At 55.0% G+C, this 21595-nt stretch carries 20 protein-coding genes; 10 read left to right on the forward strand and 10 right to left on the reverse strand.

The genetic code is table 11. The features are described from left to right. The first annotated feature begins 482 nt into the window (after positions 1 to 482). Complete coding sequence (locus ACQG19_RS04860; protein WP_047023471.1) at positions 483 to 797, forward strand: hypothetical protein; 315 nt, start codon at positions 483 to 485, stop codon at positions 795 to 797. On the opposite strand, the gene ACQG19_RS04865 is transcribed toward ACQG19_RS04860, so the two are convergent. The 3 genes from ACQG19_RS04865 to ACQG19_RS04875 all read right to left on the reverse strand — a co-directional run bounded on the left by ACQG19_RS04865 (position 794) and on the right by ACQG19_RS04875 (position 2852). After that, a complete protein-coding gene (locus ACQG19_RS04865; RefSeq protein WP_058661772.1) occupies positions 794 to 1603 on the reverse strand; it encodes a DUF4225 domain-containing protein in 810 nt (269 codons plus the stop codon). The two genes, ACQG19_RS04860 and ACQG19_RS04865, sit on opposite strands and share 4 nt — an antisense overlap. Before the next feature lie 234 nt (positions 1604 to 1837). Further along, a complete protein-coding gene (locus ACQG19_RS04870) occupies positions 1838 to 2584 on the reverse strand; it encodes an SAM-dependent methyltransferase (protein ID WP_058661770.1) in 747 nt (248 codons plus the stop codon). Between the two features lie 10 nt (positions 2585 to 2594). Further along, complete coding sequence (locus ACQG19_RS04875; protein WP_058661769.1) at positions 2595 to 2852, reverse strand: YjhX family toxin; 258 nt, start codon at positions 2850 to 2852, stop codon at positions 2595 to 2597. Between the two features lie 341 nt (positions 2853 to 3193). Here ACQG19_RS04875 and ACQG19_RS04880 point away from each other — a divergent pair, with 341 nt between their 5' ends. Then, a complete protein-coding gene (locus ACQG19_RS04880; RefSeq protein WP_227440341.1) occupies positions 3194 to 3586 on the forward strand; it encodes a hypothetical protein in 393 nt (130 codons plus the stop codon). A gap of 183 nt (positions 3587 to 3769) precedes the next feature. Here ACQG19_RS04880 and ACQG19_RS04885 read toward each other — a convergent pair whose 3' ends face one another. The 3 genes from ACQG19_RS04885 to ACQG19_RS04895 all read right to left on the reverse strand — a co-directional run bounded on the left by ACQG19_RS04885 (position 3770) and on the right by ACQG19_RS04895 (position 6693). Next, on the reverse strand, positions 3770 to 4441 hold the full coding sequence (locus ACQG19_RS04885; RefSeq protein ID WP_058661767.1) for a hypothetical protein: 672 nt from the start codon (positions 4439 to 4441) through the stop codon (positions 3770 to 3772). 218 nt (positions 4442 to 4659) lie between these two features. Next, positions 4660 to 5874 (reverse strand): major royal jelly family protein, encoded by a 1215-nt coding sequence (locus ACQG19_RS04890; RefSeq protein WP_246932695.1) that lies wholly within the window; start codon positions 5872 to 5874, stop codon positions 4660 to 4662. A gap of 24 nt (positions 5875 to 5898) precedes the next feature. Then, a complete protein-coding gene (locus ACQG19_RS04895; protein ID WP_057071505.1) occupies positions 5899 to 6693 on the reverse strand; it encodes an SDR family NAD(P)-dependent oxidoreductase in 795 nt (264 codons plus the stop codon). A gap of 99 nt (positions 6694 to 6792) precedes the next feature. Here ACQG19_RS04895 and ACQG19_RS04900 point away from each other — a divergent pair, with 99 nt between their 5' ends. Further along, a complete protein-coding gene (locus ACQG19_RS04900) occupies positions 6793 to 7692 on the forward strand; it encodes a LysR family transcriptional regulator (RefSeq protein ID WP_050860436.1) in 900 nt (299 codons plus the stop codon). Between the two features lie 16 nt (positions 7693 to 7708). Then, on the forward strand, positions 7709 to 8227 hold the full coding sequence (locus tag ACQG19_RS04905) for a hypothetical protein (RefSeq protein ID WP_426725825.1): 519 nt from the start codon (positions 7709 to 7711) through the stop codon (positions 8225 to 8227). Positions 8228 to 8250: 23 nt separating this feature from the next. Here the strand turns inward: ACQG19_RS04905 and ACQG19_RS04910 are convergent, their stop codons facing one another. From ACQG19_RS04910 to ACQG19_RS04925, 4 genes are all read right to left on the reverse strand, one after another. Beyond that, positions 8251 to 10035: a diguanylate cyclase gene (locus ACQG19_RS04910; RefSeq protein WP_058684255.1), complete on the reverse strand. Its 1785-nt coding sequence runs from the start codon at positions 10033 to 10035 to the stop codon at positions 8251 to 8253. A gap of 120 nt (positions 10036 to 10155) precedes the next feature. Beyond that, a complete protein-coding gene (locus ACQG19_RS04915) occupies positions 10156 to 11265 on the reverse strand; it encodes an AI-2E family transporter (protein ID WP_013095768.1) in 1110 nt (369 codons plus the stop codon). Between the two features lie 118 nt (positions 11266 to 11383). Continuing rightward, positions 11384 to 12565 carry an amidohydrolase gene (locus ACQG19_RS04920; RefSeq protein WP_029882448.1) on the reverse strand — a complete coding sequence of 394 codons (1182 nt, stop codon included), beginning with the start codon at positions 12563 to 12565 and terminating at the stop codon, positions 11384 to 11386. A gap of 11 nt (positions 12566 to 12576) precedes the next feature. Beyond that, positions 12577 to 13764 (reverse strand): MFS transporter, encoded by a 1188-nt coding sequence (locus tag ACQG19_RS04925; protein WP_038418763.1) that lies wholly within the window; start codon positions 13762 to 13764, stop codon positions 12577 to 12579. 127 nt (positions 13765 to 13891) lie between these two features. Here ACQG19_RS04925 and ACQG19_RS04930 point away from each other — a divergent pair, with 127 nt between their 5' ends. The 6 genes from ACQG19_RS04930 (at position 13892) to ACQG19_RS04955 (ending at position 21593) form a co-directional block, all read left to right on the forward strand. After that, a complete protein-coding gene (locus tag ACQG19_RS04930; RefSeq protein WP_013095771.1) occupies positions 13892 to 14800 on the forward strand; it encodes a LysR substrate-binding domain-containing protein in 909 nt (302 codons plus the stop codon). Positions 14801 to 15037: 237 nt separating this feature from the next. Next, positions 15038 to 16438: an S-methylmethionine permease gene (gene mmuP, locus ACQG19_RS04935; RefSeq protein WP_013095772.1), complete on the forward strand. Its 1401-nt coding sequence runs from the start codon at positions 15038 to 15040 to the stop codon at positions 16436 to 16438. After that, positions 16425 to 17357: a homocysteine S-methyltransferase gene (gene mmuM, locus ACQG19_RS04940; RefSeq protein WP_013095773.1), complete on the forward strand. Its 933-nt coding sequence runs from the start codon at positions 16425 to 16427 to the stop codon at positions 17355 to 17357. The genes mmuP and mmuM overlap by 14 nt, the downstream gene beginning before the upstream one ends. Before the next feature lie 595 nt (positions 17358 to 17952). Beyond that, complete coding sequence (locus tag ACQG19_RS04945; protein WP_013095775.1) at positions 17953 to 18468, forward strand: fimbrial protein; 516 nt, start codon at positions 17953 to 17955, stop codon at positions 18466 to 18468. Positions 18469 to 18556: 88 nt separating this feature from the next. Then, positions 18557 to 19108, forward strand: coding sequence for a fimbrial protein (locus tag ACQG19_RS04950; protein WP_048970425.1), 552 nt, complete (start codon positions 18557 to 18559; stop codon positions 19106 to 19108). Between the two features lies 1 nt (position 19109). Then, positions 19110 to 21593 (forward strand): outer membrane usher protein, encoded by a 2484-nt coding sequence (locus ACQG19_RS04955; protein ID WP_062729908.1) that lies wholly within the window; start codon positions 19110 to 19112, stop codon positions 21591 to 21593. Positions 21594 to 21595 lie beyond the last annotated feature (2 nt).

Consider the following 21595-nt stretch of genomic DNA (forward strand, 5'->3'; position numbering starts at 1 on the left):
CTATGGTTAACAGTGGCTATTCAGGTATGTTTGTACCTAGCGGCCTGTAGTTGAAAAGCTCGAACAGGTAGAAAGCGTGAACACTCCCCACGAACCGCTATCAACTCGAAGCTGATGACGTCGCCAACGTCTCTAAACCATCCCGAAACAGATTGATCACACGTATTTAAGCTCGATGTGTGGCCTGTGAGCCACGCAAACAGGTAAACGTACCTGCACACGATACGCAGGCTCTGCCAGCGCTTCGCTCACGCTCCGAAAGGTACACGATCACCCTGATAAGGAGTGATCCTTCTGAACACTGATGCAGCCGCTACGCTCCGCTTGTTGCTTGTAACACTAACGGGGCTTTATGGCTTCTATTGTCTGAAATCTAATACATTGCACAAACATCATGTGGATTGCTGTAAAGTTCGTCAGTATGATTATTTTCACAATCAGCGGATGAGAAAACACTTCTGGGAGATAAGGGACGAGACGATATGAAAGTGACTGATGAGGCTTTGTTACGTTCAGGGTTTACGCAGCCCGAATTGCAGAAGATAAAAAGCAATATTGAAAAATATGGAGGAACGCTTGGAGAGGCCATAAATGACCTCGCCAGACGATTTGTCACCTTGGCGGGAGTGGTGGCTGTTTGTACCTTTATCCTATTACTACTTATTGTCTTCAGCTCACCTGATAGAGTAATTGCATGGGGGCTGGCGATGATCTTTGGGGTTGCCATTATGTCCTTTGCACAGCCGCCGGTAATTTCCTATAAATCCTGGCGTTACCGAAAAGCTATCAAGGATTAACTGGTTCCATTTTCTGTTGTCACCAGGTCGAAAATCACTTTTGCTTTAACACCATAACCGACAATCTTCATTGTTAGCGTAGGAGTGCTCATTGTGCTGACTTTGCGATAGTAATCGTGTGTAAGCCAGCGGAATAATCTCCAGGCTCCAGTTTTTCGAGCGAGTCCTACAATGCTGTACACACTGGCTACAAGAGAAACACCATTATAGAGAGCCAGGCCCGTGTTAGGATTAAATCCCATAAATTGGGCGGTATGCATCGCGGAGTCAGCAATGATACCTTGCGAGGGTTTATGTCCTGCTGGCTGATCAAAGTTGAGCACTTCTTTCGTTAATCCGTTCATACCATCGGCAATCAGGACTGCCCCAGCCAGCATACCAATTGGCCCCATAGTGGATAACATCATAAAACCACCAAAGAAAACCATCCCTGAAAGCACAACATTCACAGCTGAAATAACATATCCGACTATCTTGTTATTTTCTCTGACGAACTCGACTTTCGCATAAAGCTGAGCGGACCTGGTCCTTAACAAGCGCTCTTGCTCAAGAAGATTCTCTTTTTCAGCACGCAGATTTTGGATGCACTCAATGCATTCTTCATCGGCTTTCGCCCGCCGTGCTGTCGCGAACTCTTTTTCTACGACCTGTTTTATTTCCTCAACAAACTTGATACGTGTTAGACCATCTTGTAAATAGTAAGCTGACAGTCGATTTGCAGTTTCGATGACCTTTCGGGCTTCCAGATTCACCATCGTATCTGACCAGGTTCTGTTCCATCCCCTGTTAAGCAGCGCAATATCCATCATGCTTCCTTCATTAATGTGCCTGGCTGTTTTACGGGCAATATATTCGCCTCATCGGTTTTTCTCAATAGACGATCCCCTGGTATTCATCTCACGCCAGTAAAAGAATAATCACGTGTAATTACGATGATGAATAAAGGGAACAATTAACGATAATTAAATACGACAGGCATAATATTGTGCGCACCCTGCAAAAAGGCGATATAACCTCTGGGTTATATCGCCTGCTCCTTTTTATCGTGCGATTAACGCAAACACGCCCCAGCCAAAATACTCCCGCGTATATGTCACATGGCGTTTAGGCGCATTCGTCAGCTCTGCCCGAACCTCATGCGCAAAGTTATCGTCAGGGTTCTCCTCCAGCCAGCGGCGCATGGTCAGCCATTTAGCCGCTTCATACCGATCCCAGCCTTCCTGGTCTGCCAGTACCATTTCGACCAGGTCATAGCCCTGTTCATCGAAAGAGGCGACAAGGTCGGGCAGGGTGAGGAAATCGGCCACCGATGAAACGCCACAGGCCTGGGCAATCTCTTCCGTTGCAGGTACCTGACGCCAGTACGGTTCGCCGATAAGCACCAGTCCGCCTGGCTTAAGGCTCTTTGCCAGCAGTTCGATCGTCCCGGCGACGCCGCCCGCAATCCAGGTGGCCCCTACGCAGGCCGCCACGTCGCATTTTTCATCCGCGACATAGCCCGCCGCGTCGTTATGAATAAAATGAACGCGTTCACTGACGCCAAGCTCTTCTGCGCGCAGCTTTGCCTGAGCGGTGAAGAGCGGGCTCATGTCGATGCCGGTACCGGTAATGCCATAGTCACGTGCCCAGGTACACAGCATCTCTCCCGAGCCGCTGCCGAGATCGAGAATGCGCGCGCCTTGCTTCATGCGTAACACGCGGCCCAGCGTGGCGTACTTTTCAGGCGTGAAGGGGTTGTGAATGCGGTGTTCACTTTCGCTGATAGTAAAAATACGTGGGATATCCATAATCCTCTCCTTATCGATTATCAGACTGGGCGCGAACGTTGTTCAGCCCGGTGGTATTGATGCGGTAGGGCTGACCGTTGACGGATTTGATCAGCTTTTTGGTTTTGAGTTTTTTAAAGACGGCGAGTGTGCAGTCGGTGAGCAGAAGCCCTTCCCGGCTGTAGCATTCAACGGAAGTGACGCGGCCAGATGCATCGCGGACGTGCACAATACGTCCACCTTTAGCGAGAACGTGTAAGGTACGTTGTTCCTGACGGGATAAATTCATACTGGAAAACCTGTTTAATCATCATGTGCAAAACGTGCAAACACACAGCGGTGTCCGCATTCGATTTCGGCGCATTGATAATCAGTCCGGCCTGAAAGGTCGGGGTGCTGATTATCAGATGATTACATTCTCCAGCATCAAAGCCTCGGGTAGAGTTGAAAGGTATTTACGAGGCGAATGATAACACCGCTTTTTGGTAAGTGAATAGCCAGGGATAAAAAGTGTGATCACGAAGGGGAGGCGCGGCGCCAGAATGTTGTATTCCCGGCAGGCATGACACCGGGCAATGAATCTGTCAGGCCGCGAGAACGTAATGCACAAACGCTAGCCAGAGAGTTACGATGCTGTTTAAAAAGGCTCACCTTCAAGTTATTCTTTATAAGCATAATAATCATGAACAAGGCGGGCATGTGGCCAGTGAACTGACAGAAAAGGACCTGCAAGATAGTGGTTTCACTAATAAGCAATTATCTCGTCTGAAAGGCGTACTGAGCAGAGATGAAAATGCCAACGAAACGCTTTCAACATTAGTGGATGATCTAAGCAAGCGTTTTTCTGGCGGGGTTATTTGTCTGGTTCTTATTCTAACACCGCTGATTTTCCTTCCCGTCTTCTATGCATCCTCTCTTTTGTTATATTACTTACCTGTTGCAGTTTTTGGCGTTATTGCGGTTTGGTATCTCATACCTATTAGCCTTGCATGGAAAGCGCATAAAATCATGAAAGGCCGGTAGGTGTCTCACAACGTTTTTTGTCACGTTGCAACTGATTAAAAGTATGCCCACTCTTGGCACCTTTAATTGCCTGGGTTGTCAGGCTAATGGTATTAATCTTTCTCATCCTGAAACCTCATGGTATTTCAGGATGAGCGTACTACGATACAAGCCCGCACGAAGCGGGCCGTACAGCACATCACATCACAGCTTCAGCAAACGCGGCAGCTGGTTGTCCAGCTCAAGCAGGCAGCTTTTCATGTAGCTTTCAGTTTGGCTGGTCACTTTTTGGTAATTATTTGCACTCCACTCGCTCAGTGGCGCTTCAACTGGCGTAGGGGCGCATTCCGCTACCGTAAATGCAGAGAACATATTTCCGCTTTCCGGGCGCTTATAGAAGAGGACTTTATATTTCAGCTGATAGAGAGGCGTGGTCGCGGTGGCGTCTTTATAGATCAGCGCCCAGGTTGCTTTACCAATATAGAGCGGCTGCTTGTAAACGTGGCCATTGCCTTTTTCGTTCAGCCACTTGCTGATATTTTGTTTCGCTTTAGGAACAAACCAGCTGTTCGTCGGGTTTTGCAGGGTTTCGATCGCTGTCCCTTTATAGTTCTCTTTATCAAAGTCACCGGAGTTAATGTTACCGGTTAACGCGCCGAGAACGGCAAGCCCCATACCGGCTGCAGCATGAGTCGGGGTCACTTCGCGCAATGTGTTGTCGGCGATACGGTTGTCATTCAGTTCCGGCAGTGCTGATACGCTATAAATATCAATTGCGCTGCCATTTGCCGCTTTCACGGTGTCGGGTTTTACCGAGCCAGCACAGCCCGCAAGAATTAAGGATGCAGATACAATCGCTAGAAGACGAACTTTCATTTTCTCTCCATGAGATAATTTTATTTAGGTGGCTGCGTGGATGTTCCTGAGCCGAAAAGGGCCGTTTATCTTGCCCGGCAGAGTTGCCAGCCTGCAGACACAGGCTGACAACTATCCAGATAAATATCGACTCCCTGACCTTGTTCTTTAGTCAATCAGCCACATTCCTTTGACCCGCATCAATAATCGTTCGCGATTATCCAGCCACGGGTATTTTATTATTCGCCCGTATTATGTGACGCACCGAGAGGCAAACGCCACAAATCATAGCGTTCCTCTCCGGGTTTAACGGCTCCCGCGAAATGGTCATTGAGGCGACTCGAGGTAAAGATCAAATCCCCGTCCGGACGGATTGCCGGTGTGTCTGGCCAGTAAACGTCTTCGCTGGCGGCGATAAGCGACATAGCGTGGTGCTTCGGATCAAACCGGACAATGCCGTTGCGGGTGACATCCGTGATATAAAGGTTGCCCTTTGCATCGGTTACAAGACCGTCGGTGTTACCGCCCACCACGCCAAGATCCTGGATACTGGCGGCAATCTGCGCATCGGTTGATCCTGCCTGCCTCAGCAATGCCGTGGGCACTGCCCAGGCATGGGTTCCCGTTGTGACCGTCCAGTACAGCGTGTCCGCATCCGGGGAGAGCGCAATACCGTTGATGCCAATCAATAAGGGTTTACCCGGCCAGACTTCCGCACCGTGTGAAACCACGTTGACGCCCGGCTCAATCTGTAGCGCAGGGTGACGGTCGAGCACGCGTCGCGCCGTGCCGGTGGCGAAATCAACGACGATAAGGCCCACGCGGTTTTCCGGTGCGCTCCGCGAGCCGCTGTCGGAGATATAGGCGACGCGGCGTTTCTCATCGACAACCACATCGTTCAGGAAGCTGGCTTTGCGGTCCGCCACGCCATCCAGGGCGATACGTTTAAGGGTGCGGCCTGTGTTGAGATCCAGCACGACCAGTTTCTGCGAGCCCACGGGCGACTCCGCTTCGCCTGCGACAAACCCCATGTCCAGCGCCCATAGCCAGCTGTTTTGACGATCAATATAAAAGCCAAGCACGTTGCGCAGGTTCTGCGCGGGATCGGTGTTTACCGCGTTCCCCTCGCGTGACGGAAACGCCGTCAGGCGGGCAGGGCCGGACTGAACAGTCGTATCCAGAATGCTCAGCGTGGCGGGGGCGGCGGCTGAAACCAGCCGGGGAGTACTGACAAAGGCCCGGCCCTTTGCATCAAAATGGATACCGGCAATGGGCGCGTTAACCGAGCCGGAAAAGCGCGTCGGCGTTTGCCCATTCTGCGGGGTATCCCAGCTCACGCCAGCATAGCTGCGCCAGCGTTCAAGGGGCTGGAGCGTCGCCGCACTGGCGAGACTCGGGAAAGCGATCAGCGCTGCCAGCGCAATGGCGGACAGACTACGGGTGCGAATGAACATGAAAAGGCTCCGGTGAGTTCAGCATTAAAGGATGGAACGGAACGTGCCGCCCTCAACGCGTACAGCCGCCCCGTTGGATGCCGCGCCCAGTGGGCTGGCTAACAGAGCGACCATCGCTGCGATCTCGTCTGCCTCAATCATTCTTGCGATCAACGAGCTGGGGCGGTAGGTCTGGAAGAAATGCGCTTCGATCTCCCGATCGGTCATATCCGGTGCAGGCGCGGTCTGGCGTAGGTACTCAATAATGCCGTCCGAGCGCGTCGCCGACGGCAGCACGCTGTTAACCGTCACGCCGGTTCCCCGGGTCAGTTCGGCCATACCGCGCGAAACAGCAAGCTGCGCTGATTTGCTGACGCCGTAATGCACCATGTCTGGCGGCGTAAAGGCACCCACTTCGCTGGATATAAAAATCACCCGTCCCCAGTTCCGTTCCAGCATGCGCGGGAAGTAGTGGCGTGAGAGGCGGACGCCGGACATCACATTGGTGTTGAACATGCGCAGCCAGTCTTCGTCGTTAATATCCGCGAAGGCTTTGGCTTCGTAGAACCCCAGGTTATTAATCAGAATATCGGTATCAGGGCAGGCGGCGAACAGGGTTTCTGCTCCATTCATGGTACCGAGGTCAACGACAACGGTGGAGACCTGTGCGTCAGGCGTCGCGTCGGTGATGGTGGCCGCGGCTTTTTGCAGCTTTGCCGGGTCGCGTCCGGTAAGGGTGACGGCAACCCCTTCTTGAGCGAGCGTGCGGGCGATGGCCAAACCAATGCCTGCGGTTGCGCCCGTAACCAGCGCGGTCTTACCGGTGAGTTGAAGATCCATAGTGTTTACCCTCTGGTGATGAATGCAGCTCACTTTACTCATCACTCCGGAGGGGATAAATTAGCCAGATTGAAAAACATTTGTTCCTGAAAGAGCAAAATGAGCCGCAAATTCGATTATCTCGGAGACGTTGAAGTCTTCATTACTGTCGTTGAACACGGCTCTTTTACGGCCGCAGCGGTTGTCCTTTCCACCACACCCTCTGTCCTGAGTCGCGCGGTTTCCCGCCTGGAAGCGCGGCTTGGACGGCAGTTATTACAGCGAACGACCCGCCGCGTGGGGCTGACGGAGGCCGGACGCGTTTATCTGGAGCAGGCGCGGTCTGCGTTTGCACTGCTTGATGACGCCGAACGCGAGGGGCGGGGCCAGGAAGGCGATCTGACCGGTCGCGTGCGAATGAGCGTTCCAACCACCTATGGGCACTACCGTCTGCCGCCGCTGCTGGCGCGCTTTGCCCAACACTATCCACGCGTAAAGGTGGAGCTGAACATCACCAATCGCAACGTGGATCTGATTGCGGAGGGATTCGATCTGGCGATTCGCCTCGGTCAGTTGCCCGACAGTGGGTTAGTCGCACGCAAGCTGGAGGACGCGGCGCTGCTGCTGGTCGCATCGCCTGATTACCTGCACCGCATGGGGAGCCCGCAGACGCTGGAGGAGTTGCATCGTCACACCTGTCTGCCCTTTATCATGCCGCGTACCGGGCGCATTGCCCCCTGGGTGTTTCGTGATGAGGAACGTGATATTGACTGGCTGCCGGGTTCAACTATCGAAATCTCAGACGATGTACTCGGCGTGGTTTCGCTGGCGGAACAGGGGATGGGGATCTGCCAGAGCTATGAATTTATCGTCCGCGACAGGATACAGCGCGGTCAGTTAGTTGAGGTGCTGCCACACCTGCGTGGACGGTCGCGGCCGTTCTCCGTGCTCTTCGCGCCACATCGACGCCAGTCGGCGGCCACCCGGGCGATGATTGATCTTCTCACCACCCAAAAATGACAAGGATATGTCCACCATGAAAAAAGAGACTTATACCTTTTGGCTCCCACTCATCGCGGGCGGTATAGCCCTGCTATCTGGTTTTGTGGTCTGGTCAGTTAACGTTTATCGCGTGACATACCTTACGATCCGCGGGGAGCAGTATCTGGCCGGAGGGGCGTTGCTGCTGGCGCTGGTGCCGATGGTTATTTTTATCAGAAAGGGACGACTCAAAGGCAAGCGTGTTGCTGGCGCGATAAAACTATACCTTGGCTTCTTCATTTGCAGCCTGCCGGTTGCCATGTTCGCGATTTTTACAACGGCCTGGCTACTGGAGGGAGACTATTCCTCATGGAGCAAACCTTACCGGTATGAATCCAGTACCCGCCACAGCTGCTCGGGGGCAGAAGTCTACGAGCCGGAGTTAAAAAAAGAGATCCGCATCTGTAACCCGAAGGGTAACGTCTATTCCAACTCTACCCTGTACGTGGAAAAGCGGAGTAATCCGCTGGGGATTGTGGTGCTCTGGGCGGATCACGCGCGCCTGAATCGGTGAAGCTCAGGGCGCGAAAATCACCGTCAGCCCGCCTCCAGCATCCCAAAGCTCACAATACGCGAACGGCCCAGCTCTTTCGCCCGGTATAAGGCCACGTCGGCAGCGCGCAGCAGGTTATCGCTCTGAGCGTGCTGCGGATAGCTGGCGACGCCAATCGACACATCCACAGGGCCAATCTCTGAAAGCCCATAGCGCAGCGACAGTTCATGCACGCCGTTATAAATCTCTTTGGCGCACGCCTGCGCCGCCTCTTCATCGACGCCGGAAAGCAACACCAGAAACTCTTCGCCGCCATAGCGGAATGCCAGCCCGCTGTCGTGTACGGCGCGTTGTATGATGGTGGCCACGCTTTTGATGACCTGATCGCCCGCTTCATGACCAAAGCGGTCATTGATGCTTTTGAAGTGGTCGATGTCGATCATCAGGCAGCTTACCGGCTCTTCATTGCGCACCGCCTGCGCCATTTGGGTGCGCAGGGTATCTTCCAGATGATGGCGGTTACGCAAGCCGGTGAGCGGATCGAAGAGGGCTTTTTCCAGCAGGGCATCGCGCAGACGTTGGTTGGCCAGCGCCAGACCGAGCGCTTCAGCCATCAGCTCCAGATAGGCGCGGGAAGGGGCATTTTCCGCAGTGATGTTCTGGAAGGAGAGCAACCCAATGGCTTCGCCCTGGGCAATCATAGGAACGCAGAGCGACGTATGCGTGTGCGACGCCGGCAGATGGTAGCAGGCGATATCCGGCTCGCCATTCACCGGAGGATGGCTCTGCCCACGTCTGACCGCCCAGCACTCATCGGGATGAAAAGGCGTATCCTCTCCTGGCGGCGAAAGCCACTGTGCGACGCAGCGCATCTGCCACGGATCGCGGTCGAGGATATAGAGCCGCCCGGCAATTCCCGGCGCGATATTGGGGGCGAACAGCTCCGCTACGTTAATCACGTCCGCAAAGTTCTCACACCCCTGCAGCCGCTGGGTCATGCGCGCCAGCAGCTCGCGGATGGCCCAGTCGGCGTCGCGCTCTTTTTCCAGACGTTGCCGCGCAAGGCCATTTTCACGAAAGATACGAATCGCCTGCGCCATATCGCCAATCTCATCGATCTGGTTGAAATTGGGTGTTTCTACGGCATAGTCCTGCGACGCCAGGCGATGCACCACATCGCTCAGGCGTACCACCGGGCGCAGTACGCGCCGTTTTAAGATAAAACCAAGCACAAACAGGAACAGCAGGGCGGTCAGGCCAACCATCATTTCAGAGACTGTCCGCAGCGTTTTCGATTTTTTGGTTGCCTCCTGAACGGAAGCGATCACCCGCTTGTCGAGTATCTGGCGGAAGTGATCGATCTGATTCTGGGCGCGTTCCAGCTCCTGTTCATAGGGCGCACCGTAGAGCAGGGCGATGGCCTGCGCATCTTCTCCCTGCGCCGTGTGGGTGAGGGCGGCCTGCTGTTCGTCCTGTAGTTCATCGACGATTTTTATCCCTTCATGCAGCAGAGACAGCTCATCATCTGACGCGCCGACATCCTGCAGTTTTTCCAGCCGGAGTTCGGTACTCTTCAGCTTGTTCTCTGACTGGTTGTATTCCCTGAGGATCTGCGGGTCTTTTTTAATTACGTACAGGCGGGCTAAATCAGACTGCGCCCAGATATCGGTTTCGATATCTTCCGTGAGCGCATCAAATTTCTGCCGCTGTTCAACGGCCTGACGCTCAAGGGTGTCAGCATTGGACGCCATCAGCATGATGATGCCGGAAGCGAGGGTCAGGCAGACCGTGGCACCGTAGGCCCAGTTTGTTATCGTCGCGATTCGCACCTGGTGATCCTTTTACGACCAAAGAAGGATGGCGTTCTTTCAAATTATAGAAAACGTTTGATTTAAGGCGAAAAAAAAGGCGGCACAGCGCCGCCTGTTGGGAAGGTTATCGTCAGCGGTTTATAAATCTGGAGGATTTTTCCCTTCTTCAATAAACGCGGCATCCAGCTCTTCGGCGTTACCCGCATGATCGCGACCGGAGAAGAGGTTCCAGCAGGCGATAAACAGCGCGGCAATCAGCGGGCCAATCACGAAGCCGTTAATGCCGTACAGCTCCATGCCGCCAAGCGTTGAGATCAGGATCAGGTAGTCCGGCATTTTGGTGTCTTTGCCTACCAGCAGCGGGCGCAGGATATTGTCCACCAGCCCGACGATAATCACGAAGAAGCCGACAATGAACAGCCCCTGCCAGATCTGATGCGTCGCGAAGAGGAAAATGGCAGCCGGAACCCAGACAATCGCCGACCCCACCGCAGGCACCAGGGAGAGGAAGGCCATCAGCGCTCCCCAGAGGATGCTGCCGTCGATACCGGCAATGGCAAACGCAATCCCGCCGAGCGTGCCCTGAACCACCGCGACAACCGCCGTGCCTTTTACCGTCGCCCGCGAGACGCCGACAAACTTGGCGAACAGGTGCTGCTTGGCGAAATCGGACAGAGGCAGGGAGTCGAGGATCTGGCGCACCAGGAACGGCCCGTCTTTCAGCAGGAAGAACAGCAGATACAGCATGATGCCGAAGCTAATGGCAAAGCCGAACGTCCCTTTGCCGATCAGAAACGCGCTGCCCGCCAGATACTGCCCGCCCTGCAGAGCGACATCGGAGAGTTTTTTCTGGATCTGCGCGGCGTTGGTCAGGTTGTGATCCGCGAGGAAACCGCTGGCCCAGTCCGGCAGATGGTTAAAGATGCTCGCCACCACCTCCGGGAACTGGGTGTTGTTCTCCTGCAGTTTGGTGTACACCACGTTCAGCTCTATGGCGAGCGAGGAGAAGATCACCATCAACGGGATAAAGACAATCAGGCAGATAATGCCGATGGTCAGCAGCGAGGCCAGCCCGTTGCGATCTCCCAGCGCGGCGCGCAGCTTGTTTTTTACCGGGTTAAAGATAACGGTCAGAATGGCGGCCCACAGAATGGCGGAGAAGTAGGGCGATAGCACGTCGAAAAACGCCCACGTCACGAGGGCGAGAATAAAGATAAAGAAACCTTTGGTCAGTCCGTTAAAGCGCATCAGTCAGTCCTGGTTACTAAGAAACTGTGACGACTATAGAACTGATTGACGGATTTACCAACCATTGCGCCGGCCTGCGCAGGCGACGCGCCGCCGGGCAATGTCAGGATGGGAGGGGTCAAATCTCCTCAAACAGCGGGCTCACCAGCGCAACGTGCGTTTTCACCCCCACTGCCAGCGCGGCCTCGTCGATGCGAAAGTGTGGATTGTGGACGTTCCAGACCGCGCCTTTTTCCTCGTTGCCGCAGCCGATGAACAGAAACGTTCCCGGGACTTTCTCCTGATACGAGGAGAAATCCTCGCTGCCGAACAGGGCCCGATCGGCAAGCTGCAACGTTCCTTCTTCGAAGTGCGCTGCAATCGCCGCTTTGGCGATGGCATTGGTGTCGGCATGGTTGTTGCCAACGGCGTAACCCTGCTGCCAGCGGATCTCACAGCGCGCGCCGTGGGCACTGACGACGCCCTCGACAATACGCTGCACCAGCTGCGGTACCTGCTCGCGTACCTGCTGATTATGAGTACGCACCGTTCCGGCCAGGCGGGCGCTGTCCGGAATCACGTTATAGCTGTCACCGGCCTGGAAGGTCGCGATGGTCAGCACCGGGGCGTTAATCGGGTCGAGATTACGCGCCACTACGTTTTGCAGCGCGGTGACAACTTCAGCGCCGATTACCACCGGGTCGATGCAGAACTGCGGCATTGAGCCATGTCCGCCCCGGCCGAAAATTGTGATATCAAAATTATCGCTGGAGGCGACATAGACCCCTTCTTTCAGCGTAATGTTACCGGTAGGACTGGTCGGGAAAACGTGCAGACCGAAGATCTTCTCGACATCGTCAACCACACCTTTCTCCACCAGTTCGCGCGCGCCGCCCGGCGGCACTTCTTCGGCAGGCTGGAAGATAAACTTGATGCTGCCGCACAGCTGGCTGCGCAGGTGGCAAAGCACTTTCGCCGCGCCCATCAGCATGGCGGTGTGGGCATCGTGACCGCAGGCGTGCATTACGCCGGGTTTGGTTGAGCTGAATGCTTCACCGCTCTCTTCCTGCAGCGGCAGGGCGTCGATATCAGCACGCAGTGCCCACATCGGGCCGGGTTTTTCACCCTGTAATACCGCCACCACGCTGTTCTCCAGCGGGCGGCTAATTGTCAGCTCCGGCAGATTCGCCAGTTCACGGGCGATAAAATCTGCGGTCGGCTTTTCCTGAAATGAGAGATCCGGGTTGGCATGAATATGCCTGCGCCAGCGGATCACCTCGTCGTGAACGTCGCGGATAAGGTTTTCAGTGCTACTTTTCATGACAGTCTCCTTCAGTCAGTCACCGGCAGTGAGGGCGCAGGTTTTTTTATCAATGGCACTATCGCCACGCCCGCGCACACCATTGCCAGTGACAAGAAAATAAATGCGCTTTCATAACTGTGGCTTTTTCCAACGAGATAGCCAATAACAACAGGTGAAACGAAGCCCCCCAGCGTCCCTCCGGTGTTTATCAGCCCGATGGCCGCGCCCATGATGTTCTCCGGCAGGCGTTTCATTGGCAGGGTAAATGCGGTCACAAAGGTGGCCATCAGGAAGATCTCCCCCACAAACAGCAGGATGCTGGCACTCACCGCCGTGGCGGTGTGGAAGATGCCGAGAATGGCAGCAGCGCTCACCAGTGCGCAGATCAAAATCACCTGTGGCTCGCGGTGGTGGAAGTATTTTCCGACCAGCCAGCCGGTGCACAACGACGAAAGCCAGATCCCCGCGCCGCCAGCCGCCACGATATAACCGGACACCTCAATCGGCATGCCCATGCTCTGGACAAAGAACTTAGGCAGCCAGGCCAACAGGCCATAGCTTGGGATATTGATGCAAAACACCGAGAAAAACAGCAGCAGCACCGTGGGGTTACGCCACAGCGCCTCGCGTTGCCCATGCGCGGCCTGGCGTGGCGCGGGTTTCTGATACGGCACGCGCAAGGCGATCAACAGGGCGATGGCGCAGGCAACGATCCCTAATGCCACAAAGGAGGCGTGCCAGCCCAGGTGTTCCAGCGCCGAGACGGCCACAATCGGCCCGACAGTCATCGCCAGCCCGGCGGAGGAGAGCAGGACCGACTGGGCGAAGGTGCGTTTTTCCAGCGTAAAATTGCTGACCACCGCTTTCGCGCAGGAGCAGGGATAGCCGGAATGCCCCACGCCGGAGAGAAAGCGAAACACCAGCAGCAGGCCAACGCTCATACCCAGCGCGCCAAAGCAGAGGGCGAAGATCCCCAGTGCACACAGAGAAAGGATCAGCATGGTTTTGTAGCCGATTCGGTCGTTTAGCCAGCCAGCAGGCACCTGAAAGAGAGAGTAGGCGAGAAAGAAGATCCCGGTGATATAGCCCAGCTGCGCGGTGGTAAGCCCGAACTCTTTTTCGATCGGCAGCAGGGCAAAACCCATTACGGTTTTATCGATGTAGACCACGACATAGCCGATAAAAAGCAAAAAAATCATCTGTGACTGGCTTTTCATTGTGTTTTCCGCCTGACGTCAGAGTGTGATGAGAATGGTTGTGTGCACTCTGAATCTAGGGGTTTACCAGACAGGCGGGAAGATATAATTTTGCTATAGGTGATGCTTTTTTGTTATAGGGCGAGCGATGAAATATCTGCCAAAACTCGGCCATCTTCAGGCCTTTCGTCAGGTGGCTCGCAGCGGCAGTATCCGTTCGGCCGCACGGGAACTGGGCGTTTCGCAGCCCGGATTGAGCCGTACATTGCGTGAGCTTGAGCAAACTTTAGGCACCCAACTTTTATTGCGCAGCAAAGAGGGGATTGCCCTTACCGAGGCGGGAATGGCGTTTTCCCAACGGGCGGAGTGGGTGCTTGAAGAGCTGCGGCGTGCGGCGGATGAAGTGGAGCAGATTAACCATTTTACTCACGGGCGTCTGACGGTGGGGTTCTCTTCGCTTATTGCGCTGACCGTCTTTCCCGATGTGGCCGAGGCATTCAAGAAAACGCTGCCCCAGGTCTTGCTGACGGTGAAGGAGGGGCAGCTCTCCTCGCTCCTGCCTGGCGTACGAAACGGTGAAATAGATATGGCTATCGGCTCGGTGGATCCGATGGCGCCGCCGGAAGGGGTGATGATCGAACCGCTGTTTACCTCGCCGTTTTGCATCATCGCGCGCAAGGGGCACCCACTGGCAGAAGCCCGCGATCTGATGGCGCTGCGTCAGGCTAAATGGCTACTGCCGGAGTCATCCATGGGCTACTACCAGCAGCTACAAAATGAGCTCAGCCATTTTTATCGACAGGTGGATATCACCCCACTGCGCACCGATTCCGTCATCACGGGGCTGAATATGGTGCTTAACGCGGACTATCTGACGGTGGTCGCGCGGGCGATGTGTCAGCCGCTACAGCTTGATGACAAGCTGGTGGCGTTGCCCATCACCCAACTGCCGTCGGCGCAGTATTGCGCGGTGTGGTCGCAAAAGTCGGCGATGACCACCAACGCGCGCCAGTTTTTGATTCGCCTGCGCGAAGCATGCAGAGGGTTTAGCTGGTAGGGGAAAGATACAACTTTTGTCTGAGCCAGAATCACAGCCGTCCGCGCCATGCTGTAAGTATCTGCTTGCGGAGGTGCTTATGGCCTGGCGTCCGATTCTGTATGTGATCCTCACAACCCATCCCCGACTCAGTGCGCGACGCGCCCGGTTGCGTCTGGTCGTCTAGCTTTTTTATGTTAATCGCGGTATAACACACCTTCTTTGGATGTTTAGATGTCCATACGTATAGAAGGTAATATGCAAACACAACAAGAAAATGGGCAGCTAAAGCGCACCATGAAAACACGCCACCTGATTATGCTCTCGCTGGGTGGCGTGATTGGCACAGGGTTATTCTTTAATACCGGTTATATCATTTCGACAACCGGGGCAGCAGGCACGCTGCTGGCCTATCTCATTGGCGCACTGGTGGTCTGGCTGGTGATGCAGTGTCTGGGCGAACTGTCGGTGGCGATGCCGGAAACCGGCGCGTTTCACGTCTATGCCGCTCGTTACCTCGGCCCGGCGACGGGCTATACCGTGGCGTGGCTGTACTGGCTCACCTGGACGGTGGCGCTAGGATCGAGCTTTACCGCCGCCGGGTTCTGTATGCAGTACTGGTTCCCACAGGTGCCCGTCTGGGTATGGTGCGTGGTCTTCTGCGTGGTGATTTTTGGCCTTAACGTTATCTCCACGCGTTTCTTTGCCGAGGGCGAATTCTGGTTCTCGCTGGTGAAAGTTATCACCATCATCGCCTTTATTATTCTTGGCGGCGCAGCGATCTTTGGCTTTATTCCGATGCAGGACGGTTCGCCTGCGCCGGGTCTGAGCAACATTACCGCTGAAGGCTGGTTCCCGCATGGTGGCCTGCCGATCCTGATGACCATGGTGGCGGTGAACTTTGCCTTCTCCGGCACCGAGCTTATCGGCATTGCGGCGGGCGAAACGGAAAACCCGCATAAGGTTATTCCGGTGGCGATCCGCGCGACCATTGCCCGGTTGATCATCTTCTTTATCGGCACCGTGTTTGTGCTGGCGGCGCTGATCCCGATGCAGCAGGCCGGGGTGGAAAAGAGCCCGTTTGTGCTGGTGTTTGAAAAAGTCGGGATCCCGTATGCGGCAGATATCTTTAACTTTGTGATTTTGACAGCGATCCTCTCGGCGGCAAACTCCGGACTGTACGCCTCAGGGCGCATGCTGTGGTCGCTTTCTAACGAGAAAACGCTGCCGCGCTGCTTTGCCCGCGTCAATAAAAACGGCGTGCCGCTGACGGCGCTCTCCGTTTCCATGCTCGGTGGCGTGCTGGCGCTCTTCTCAAGCGTGGTTGCGCCAGACACGGTGTTTGTGGCGCTGTCGGCCATTTCCGGTTTTGCGGTGGTGGCGGTATGGATCAGCATCTGCGCGTCGCACTTTGTCTTCCGTCGTCGTCATCTGCAGTCCGGACAGCCGCTGTCTGCTCTGCACTATCGCGCGCCGTGGTATCCGCTGGTGCCGGTGCTCGGGTTTATCCTCTGCGTGGTGGCATGTATCGGCCTGTGGTTTGATCCGAGCCAGCGCATTGCCCTTTATTGTGGCCTGCCGTTCGTCGCCCTGTGTTATGGTGCCTACTACCTGACCCGAAACCTGACATCGCAGGAGCCTGAACATGTCGCAGAATAATCCGCTTACCGCCCTCCTTGAAAAGCAGCCGTTTGTGGTGCTGGATGGCGCAATGGCAACTGAACTGGAAGCGCGCGGGTGCAACCTGGCAGACAACCTCTGGTCTGCCAAAGTATTGATGGAAAACCCGGAGCTTATCCGTGAAGTCCACCTCGACTACTACCGTGCGGGTGCGCAGGTGGCGATCACCGCCAGCTATCAGGCCACGCCTGCGGGCTTTGCGGCGCGCGGTCTGGATGAGGCGCAGTCCCGCGCGTTGATCGGCAAAAGCGTGGAGCTGGCGCGTAAGGCGCGTGAAGCGTATCTGGCGGAAAATCCGCATGCGGGCACGCTGCTGGTGGCGGGGTCCGTTGGGCCGTATGGCGCCTATCTGGCGGATGGCTCTGAGTATCGCGGAGATTATGTGCGTCGCGCCGAAGAGTTTACCGCGTTTCATCGTCCGCGCATTGAGGCGTTGCTGGATGCGGGGGCGGATCTGCTGGCTTGCGAAACGCTACCCTCCTTTGAGGAGATCAAGGCGCTGGCAGCACTTGTGGCTGAGTATCCCCGCGCCCGGGCATGGTTCTCGTTTACCCTGCGCGACAGCGAGCACCTGAGCGACGGGACACCGCTGCTGGAAGTTGTCGCGGCCCTGAAAGATAATTCGCAGGTCGTGGCGCTGGGCATCAACTGTATCGCGCTGGAAAACACCACCGCGGCGCTGAAACACCTGCACAGCCTGACGGCACTGCCGCTGGTGGTCTATCCGAACTCGGGCGAGCATTATGATGCGGTGACCAAAACCTGGCACCATCACGGTGAAGCGTGCGAGACGCTGGCGGGGTATTTGCCCCAGTGGCTGGAGGCCGGTGCCAGATTAATCGGTGGATGCTGTCGCACCACGCCGAAAGATATTGCTGAGCTTAACGCGCAGCGATAATCCTGATTCCCGGTCAGCAGTTATGCAGGCCGGGAATAATTCTCTTTATACCCTTCCCATTATTTCTTTCTGACAAATTCAGATGCCTATCCCAACTAGATAATTTCTGTTCGCGTGCGAATGATATTGTCTCCTGACACAGATACTTTTTGAGTTTATGTAATTAATTTTCACACTCCAGCAACAAATCTACTTTGATAATCTCGTGTTTATGACTGTTGGTGTGGGTTAAAAGATTAAGCTTTAGAATGATAATCTATCACTATCATTTAATGAAGTATAAAAAACTAATCGATGTATAATTCATTTTTATTATTCTAATTAAATCTCTTATTTGAGAATGTCTTTTGTTTTTGATCTGATGGCTTATTTTGCCTTTTGTTTTTTCATCGTCGGGTTATTATTTGTTGCATCAGCGAAGCGCAGGGAGATATGCGTAAGTTCAACTGAATTTGCTGATGATGATGTTTAAGAGATTATTTGATTGCTGAATAATTTAATTAAGCCCAATTTTCGGGCGGGGCGTCTATTGCCCAAATTCAGCCATCACAAATCTTATGTGTGTGTCATTCACTTAATTTACAGGACGATATTTATGAAAATGAACAAACTCTTTACTGCACTGGTTCTGGCGTCTGGTATGGCTGCTTTCGGTGCTCAGGCTGACCAGGGTAGCGGCGTTGTGACCTTCACCGGTTCCGTTATCGATGCGCCATGTTCAATCGCGGCAGGTGATGAAGATCAGACCATTAGCCTCGGCCAGGTTTCCAGTTCCGCGGTGGCGAACGGCGGTACCTCTACGCCGGTTCCGTTTTACATTCACCTGGAAAACTGCTCTGTTGAGACCGCTACCACTGTGACCACTACCTTCTCCGGCGCGGATTCCAGCGTTGACGGTGCAGTACTGGGCGTAACCGGTAATGCAACCGATGTTGGCATCGTGATGACCGATGGCGACAGCAACACTATCACCCTGGGTGAAGCCACGAGTGGACAGAACGTGGTTAATGGCGACAACACTCTGACCTATTCCGCATACATCATCGGTGGAGAAGCACCAACCGAAGGTGATTTCACCGCTGTGACTAACTGGACTCTGGCTTACGAATAAGCCCTGACCTTATTTCGATGATTCGTCAGACGGCCTTTGCAGGCCGTCTGATATTCGATACCGACTGAATAAGTGAAAAGGGTTTGCTATGGGTTATATATTTTCGAATACAACAAAATTAGTTAAAACACTCCCTTTTCTCCTGTCTGGTTATTGCCTGCCTTTATTCGCTGCAAACCAGGGGGAGGGTGCCGTCCTGATTCAGGGGGCGGTGCTCTACACACCCTGTGCAATTGATCTCGATAGCCGTGATCAAACGATTGATATGGGCGATACACCCGTGTCGGAAATTGCGACTAAAGGCTACGGCCCCACCCGTGCCTTCACCGTTCGCTTAATTAATTGCCTGATGCTGCCAACACCCGGGAACAGCAAATATGACTCCGAGTACTACCAGATAACGTTCGAGCCCATGATCGGCACAGAGCGATTTTCAGTACATGGAGACGCGCAGGGCATTGAACTGGCGATCCGCGATATTGACGGCAATATCGCCGCGCCTGGTGTGGCGTTTCCCGCCAGAGAGGTCACGGCGGGCAGTATGAACCTGAATTATTCGCTTCAGCTTGTCAGCAACGGACAGCCGCTTAAAGCCGGGGATTACCAGTCTCTGATCCGCTTCAGAATGGATTACTACTGAGATGAAAAAAACGATACGGACATTCCGACGCTCAACGCTCAGCGTGCTGATTTTGGCTTTAATCGTGCCGGTGGCGAAAAGCTGGGCCGACGATGATATTCAGTTCAATACCGACGTGCTGGACACGCAGGACAAGAGCAATATCGATCTTAGCCACTTTTCGCGTCGAGGCTACGTCATGCCCGGCGACTACACCTTCAGCATCATGGTGAACAAAGACATCCTGCGCGAAGAGCGAATTGTGGTCTATCCCGAGGGTGAAAACGGCCGGGACAGCCTGATTTGCCTGACGCCAGAGCAGCTCTCTCGCTTCAACCTGAAGGCCAGCGTCATGGACGATCTTCGCTGGCTGCGCGACGGTGAGTGTCTGGACAAAGCCAGTCTCGAAGGGCTGGATATGCGCGTCGACCTTGCAAAGGACACGCTTTATCTGGCGATCCCACAGGCGTGGCTGGAGTACACTGCGCCAAACTGGGATCCGCCTTCGCGCTGGGATGAGGGTATCCCTGGTGTGATTGCCGACTACAACCTCAATGTTCAGGCGCAGCAGAATAAAACCGGTTCAGACAGCCAAAATATCAGCGGGAATGGGGTCCTGGGGGCCAACCTGGGACCATGGCGTGCCCGCGCCGACTGGCAGACCAGCTGGTACAAGCGTGACGGGAAAACGGACAAGGATTTCGCCTTTAGCCGTTACTACCTCTACCGCGCCATTCCTTCACTGAAAGCGAAGCTGACGGTGGGGGAAGATTACCTCAGCTCCGATATCTTCGATACCTTCCGCTTTAGCGGCGTTAGCCTGAATTCCGATCTCAGCATGTTGCCGCCGAGCCTGCGTGGCTACGCGCCAGAAGTGACGGGGATCTCCCGTTCAGGCGGTAAAGTGACCATCAGCCAGCAGGGACGCGTAATACACGAAACGCAGGTGGCCGCCGGGGCATTTCGTATTCAGGAACTGAATGATGCCATCTCTGGCACGCTCGACGTAAGGGTGGAAGAGCTGGACGGCAGCGTGCAGGTCTTTCAGGTCACGACGGCTTCGGTTCCCTACCTGACGCGCCCGGGTGCGGTGCGCTACAAGCTGGCAGCGGGTAAACCCTCCGAGTGGGGGCACAGCATGATCGGGCCGATGTTCACCTCGGGAGAAATCTCCTGGGGCGTGGCCAACGGCTGGACGCTGTACGGCGGCTCGGTGATCGGCGGTGACTATAATGCCCTGTCGGTGGGGATCGGGCGCGATCTCTTCATCCTCGGCGCGCTGGCCTTCGACGTAACGCAGTCGCGGGCGGTATTGCCTTCTGAAGGAACGCTGTCCGGTACCTCTTACCGGGTGAGCTACTCAAAAACCTTCGACGAGTACGATAGCCAGGTCACCTTTGCCGGGTATCGTTTCTCCGAACGCGACTTTATGAGTATGTCGGAGTACCTCGATACCCGCTACGGCAGCGGCACGTCGCACAGCCCGAAAGAAAAATACACGGTGTCGTTTAACAAACGCTTCCGTGATGTCGGGCTGAGCGCTTACCTCAACTACAGCCATCAGACCTACTGGAACAGCGCGGATAACGATCGCGTAAGCCTGTCGCTATCGCGCTATGTCGATCTCGGTCCATTCAAGAACATGAGCGTATCGCTTACGGCCTACCGCAGCGAGTACTACTCCCTGAAAGACGACGGGGCATACATTTCCGTGTCGTTGCCGATAGGTAACGGCACCTCGCTCAGCTATGGCGCCACAATTAACCGCACCGATAACACACATCGCGTGAGCTATTACGGCCGGGTGGATGAACACAATAGCTTCCAGGTCAGCAGCGGCCTTTCCCGCAGCGGCCCGACGGCGTACGGCTACTACACCTGGCAGGGCGATAGCGCGCAGGTACAGACCAACGCCAGCTATCAGTCCGGCAGTTATACCGCGCTGGGCATGAACGTGACCGGCGGTCTGACCCTGACCACCGAAGGGGGCGCAGCGCACCGCTCGAACGCGCGGGGCGGCAGCCGCGTACTGGTGGATACCGCAGGCGTCGACGGCGTGCCCGTGAAGGGATTCGGCGCCTCGGTGAAAACCAACCGATTCGGGAAAGCGGTGATTGGCGATGTGAACAGCTACTACCGCAATCCGATCCGCATTGACGTTGACAAGCTTGATGAAAACGCTGACGTCACCCGATCGGTCTCACAGGCCACGCTCACCGAAGGGGCGATCGGCTATCGACAGTTTGACGTGATTGCAGGTGGTAAAGCGATGGCCTTTATCCGCAAGGCTGACGGGAGCTTCCCGCCATTTGGGGCCTCGGTGATGAACGAGAAAAACCAGGAAACGGGGGTGGTGAATGACGAAGGAAGCGTCTGGCTAAGCGGCATTCAGCCAAACGGCAAAATGACCGTCAAATGGGATGGACAAGCCCGCTGCGTGGTAAACCTGCCGGCCGTGCTGCCAGCCGTGCTGGAGAATTTGCTTTTAACCTGTGCGCCGGAATAACC

Origin of the sequence: Enterobacter cloacae complex sp. 277I4, from assembly GCF_050031465.1 — a bacterium.
Classification (GTDB): domain Bacteria; phylum Pseudomonadota; class Gammaproteobacteria; order Enterobacterales; family Enterobacteriaceae; genus Enterobacter; species Enterobacter cloacae.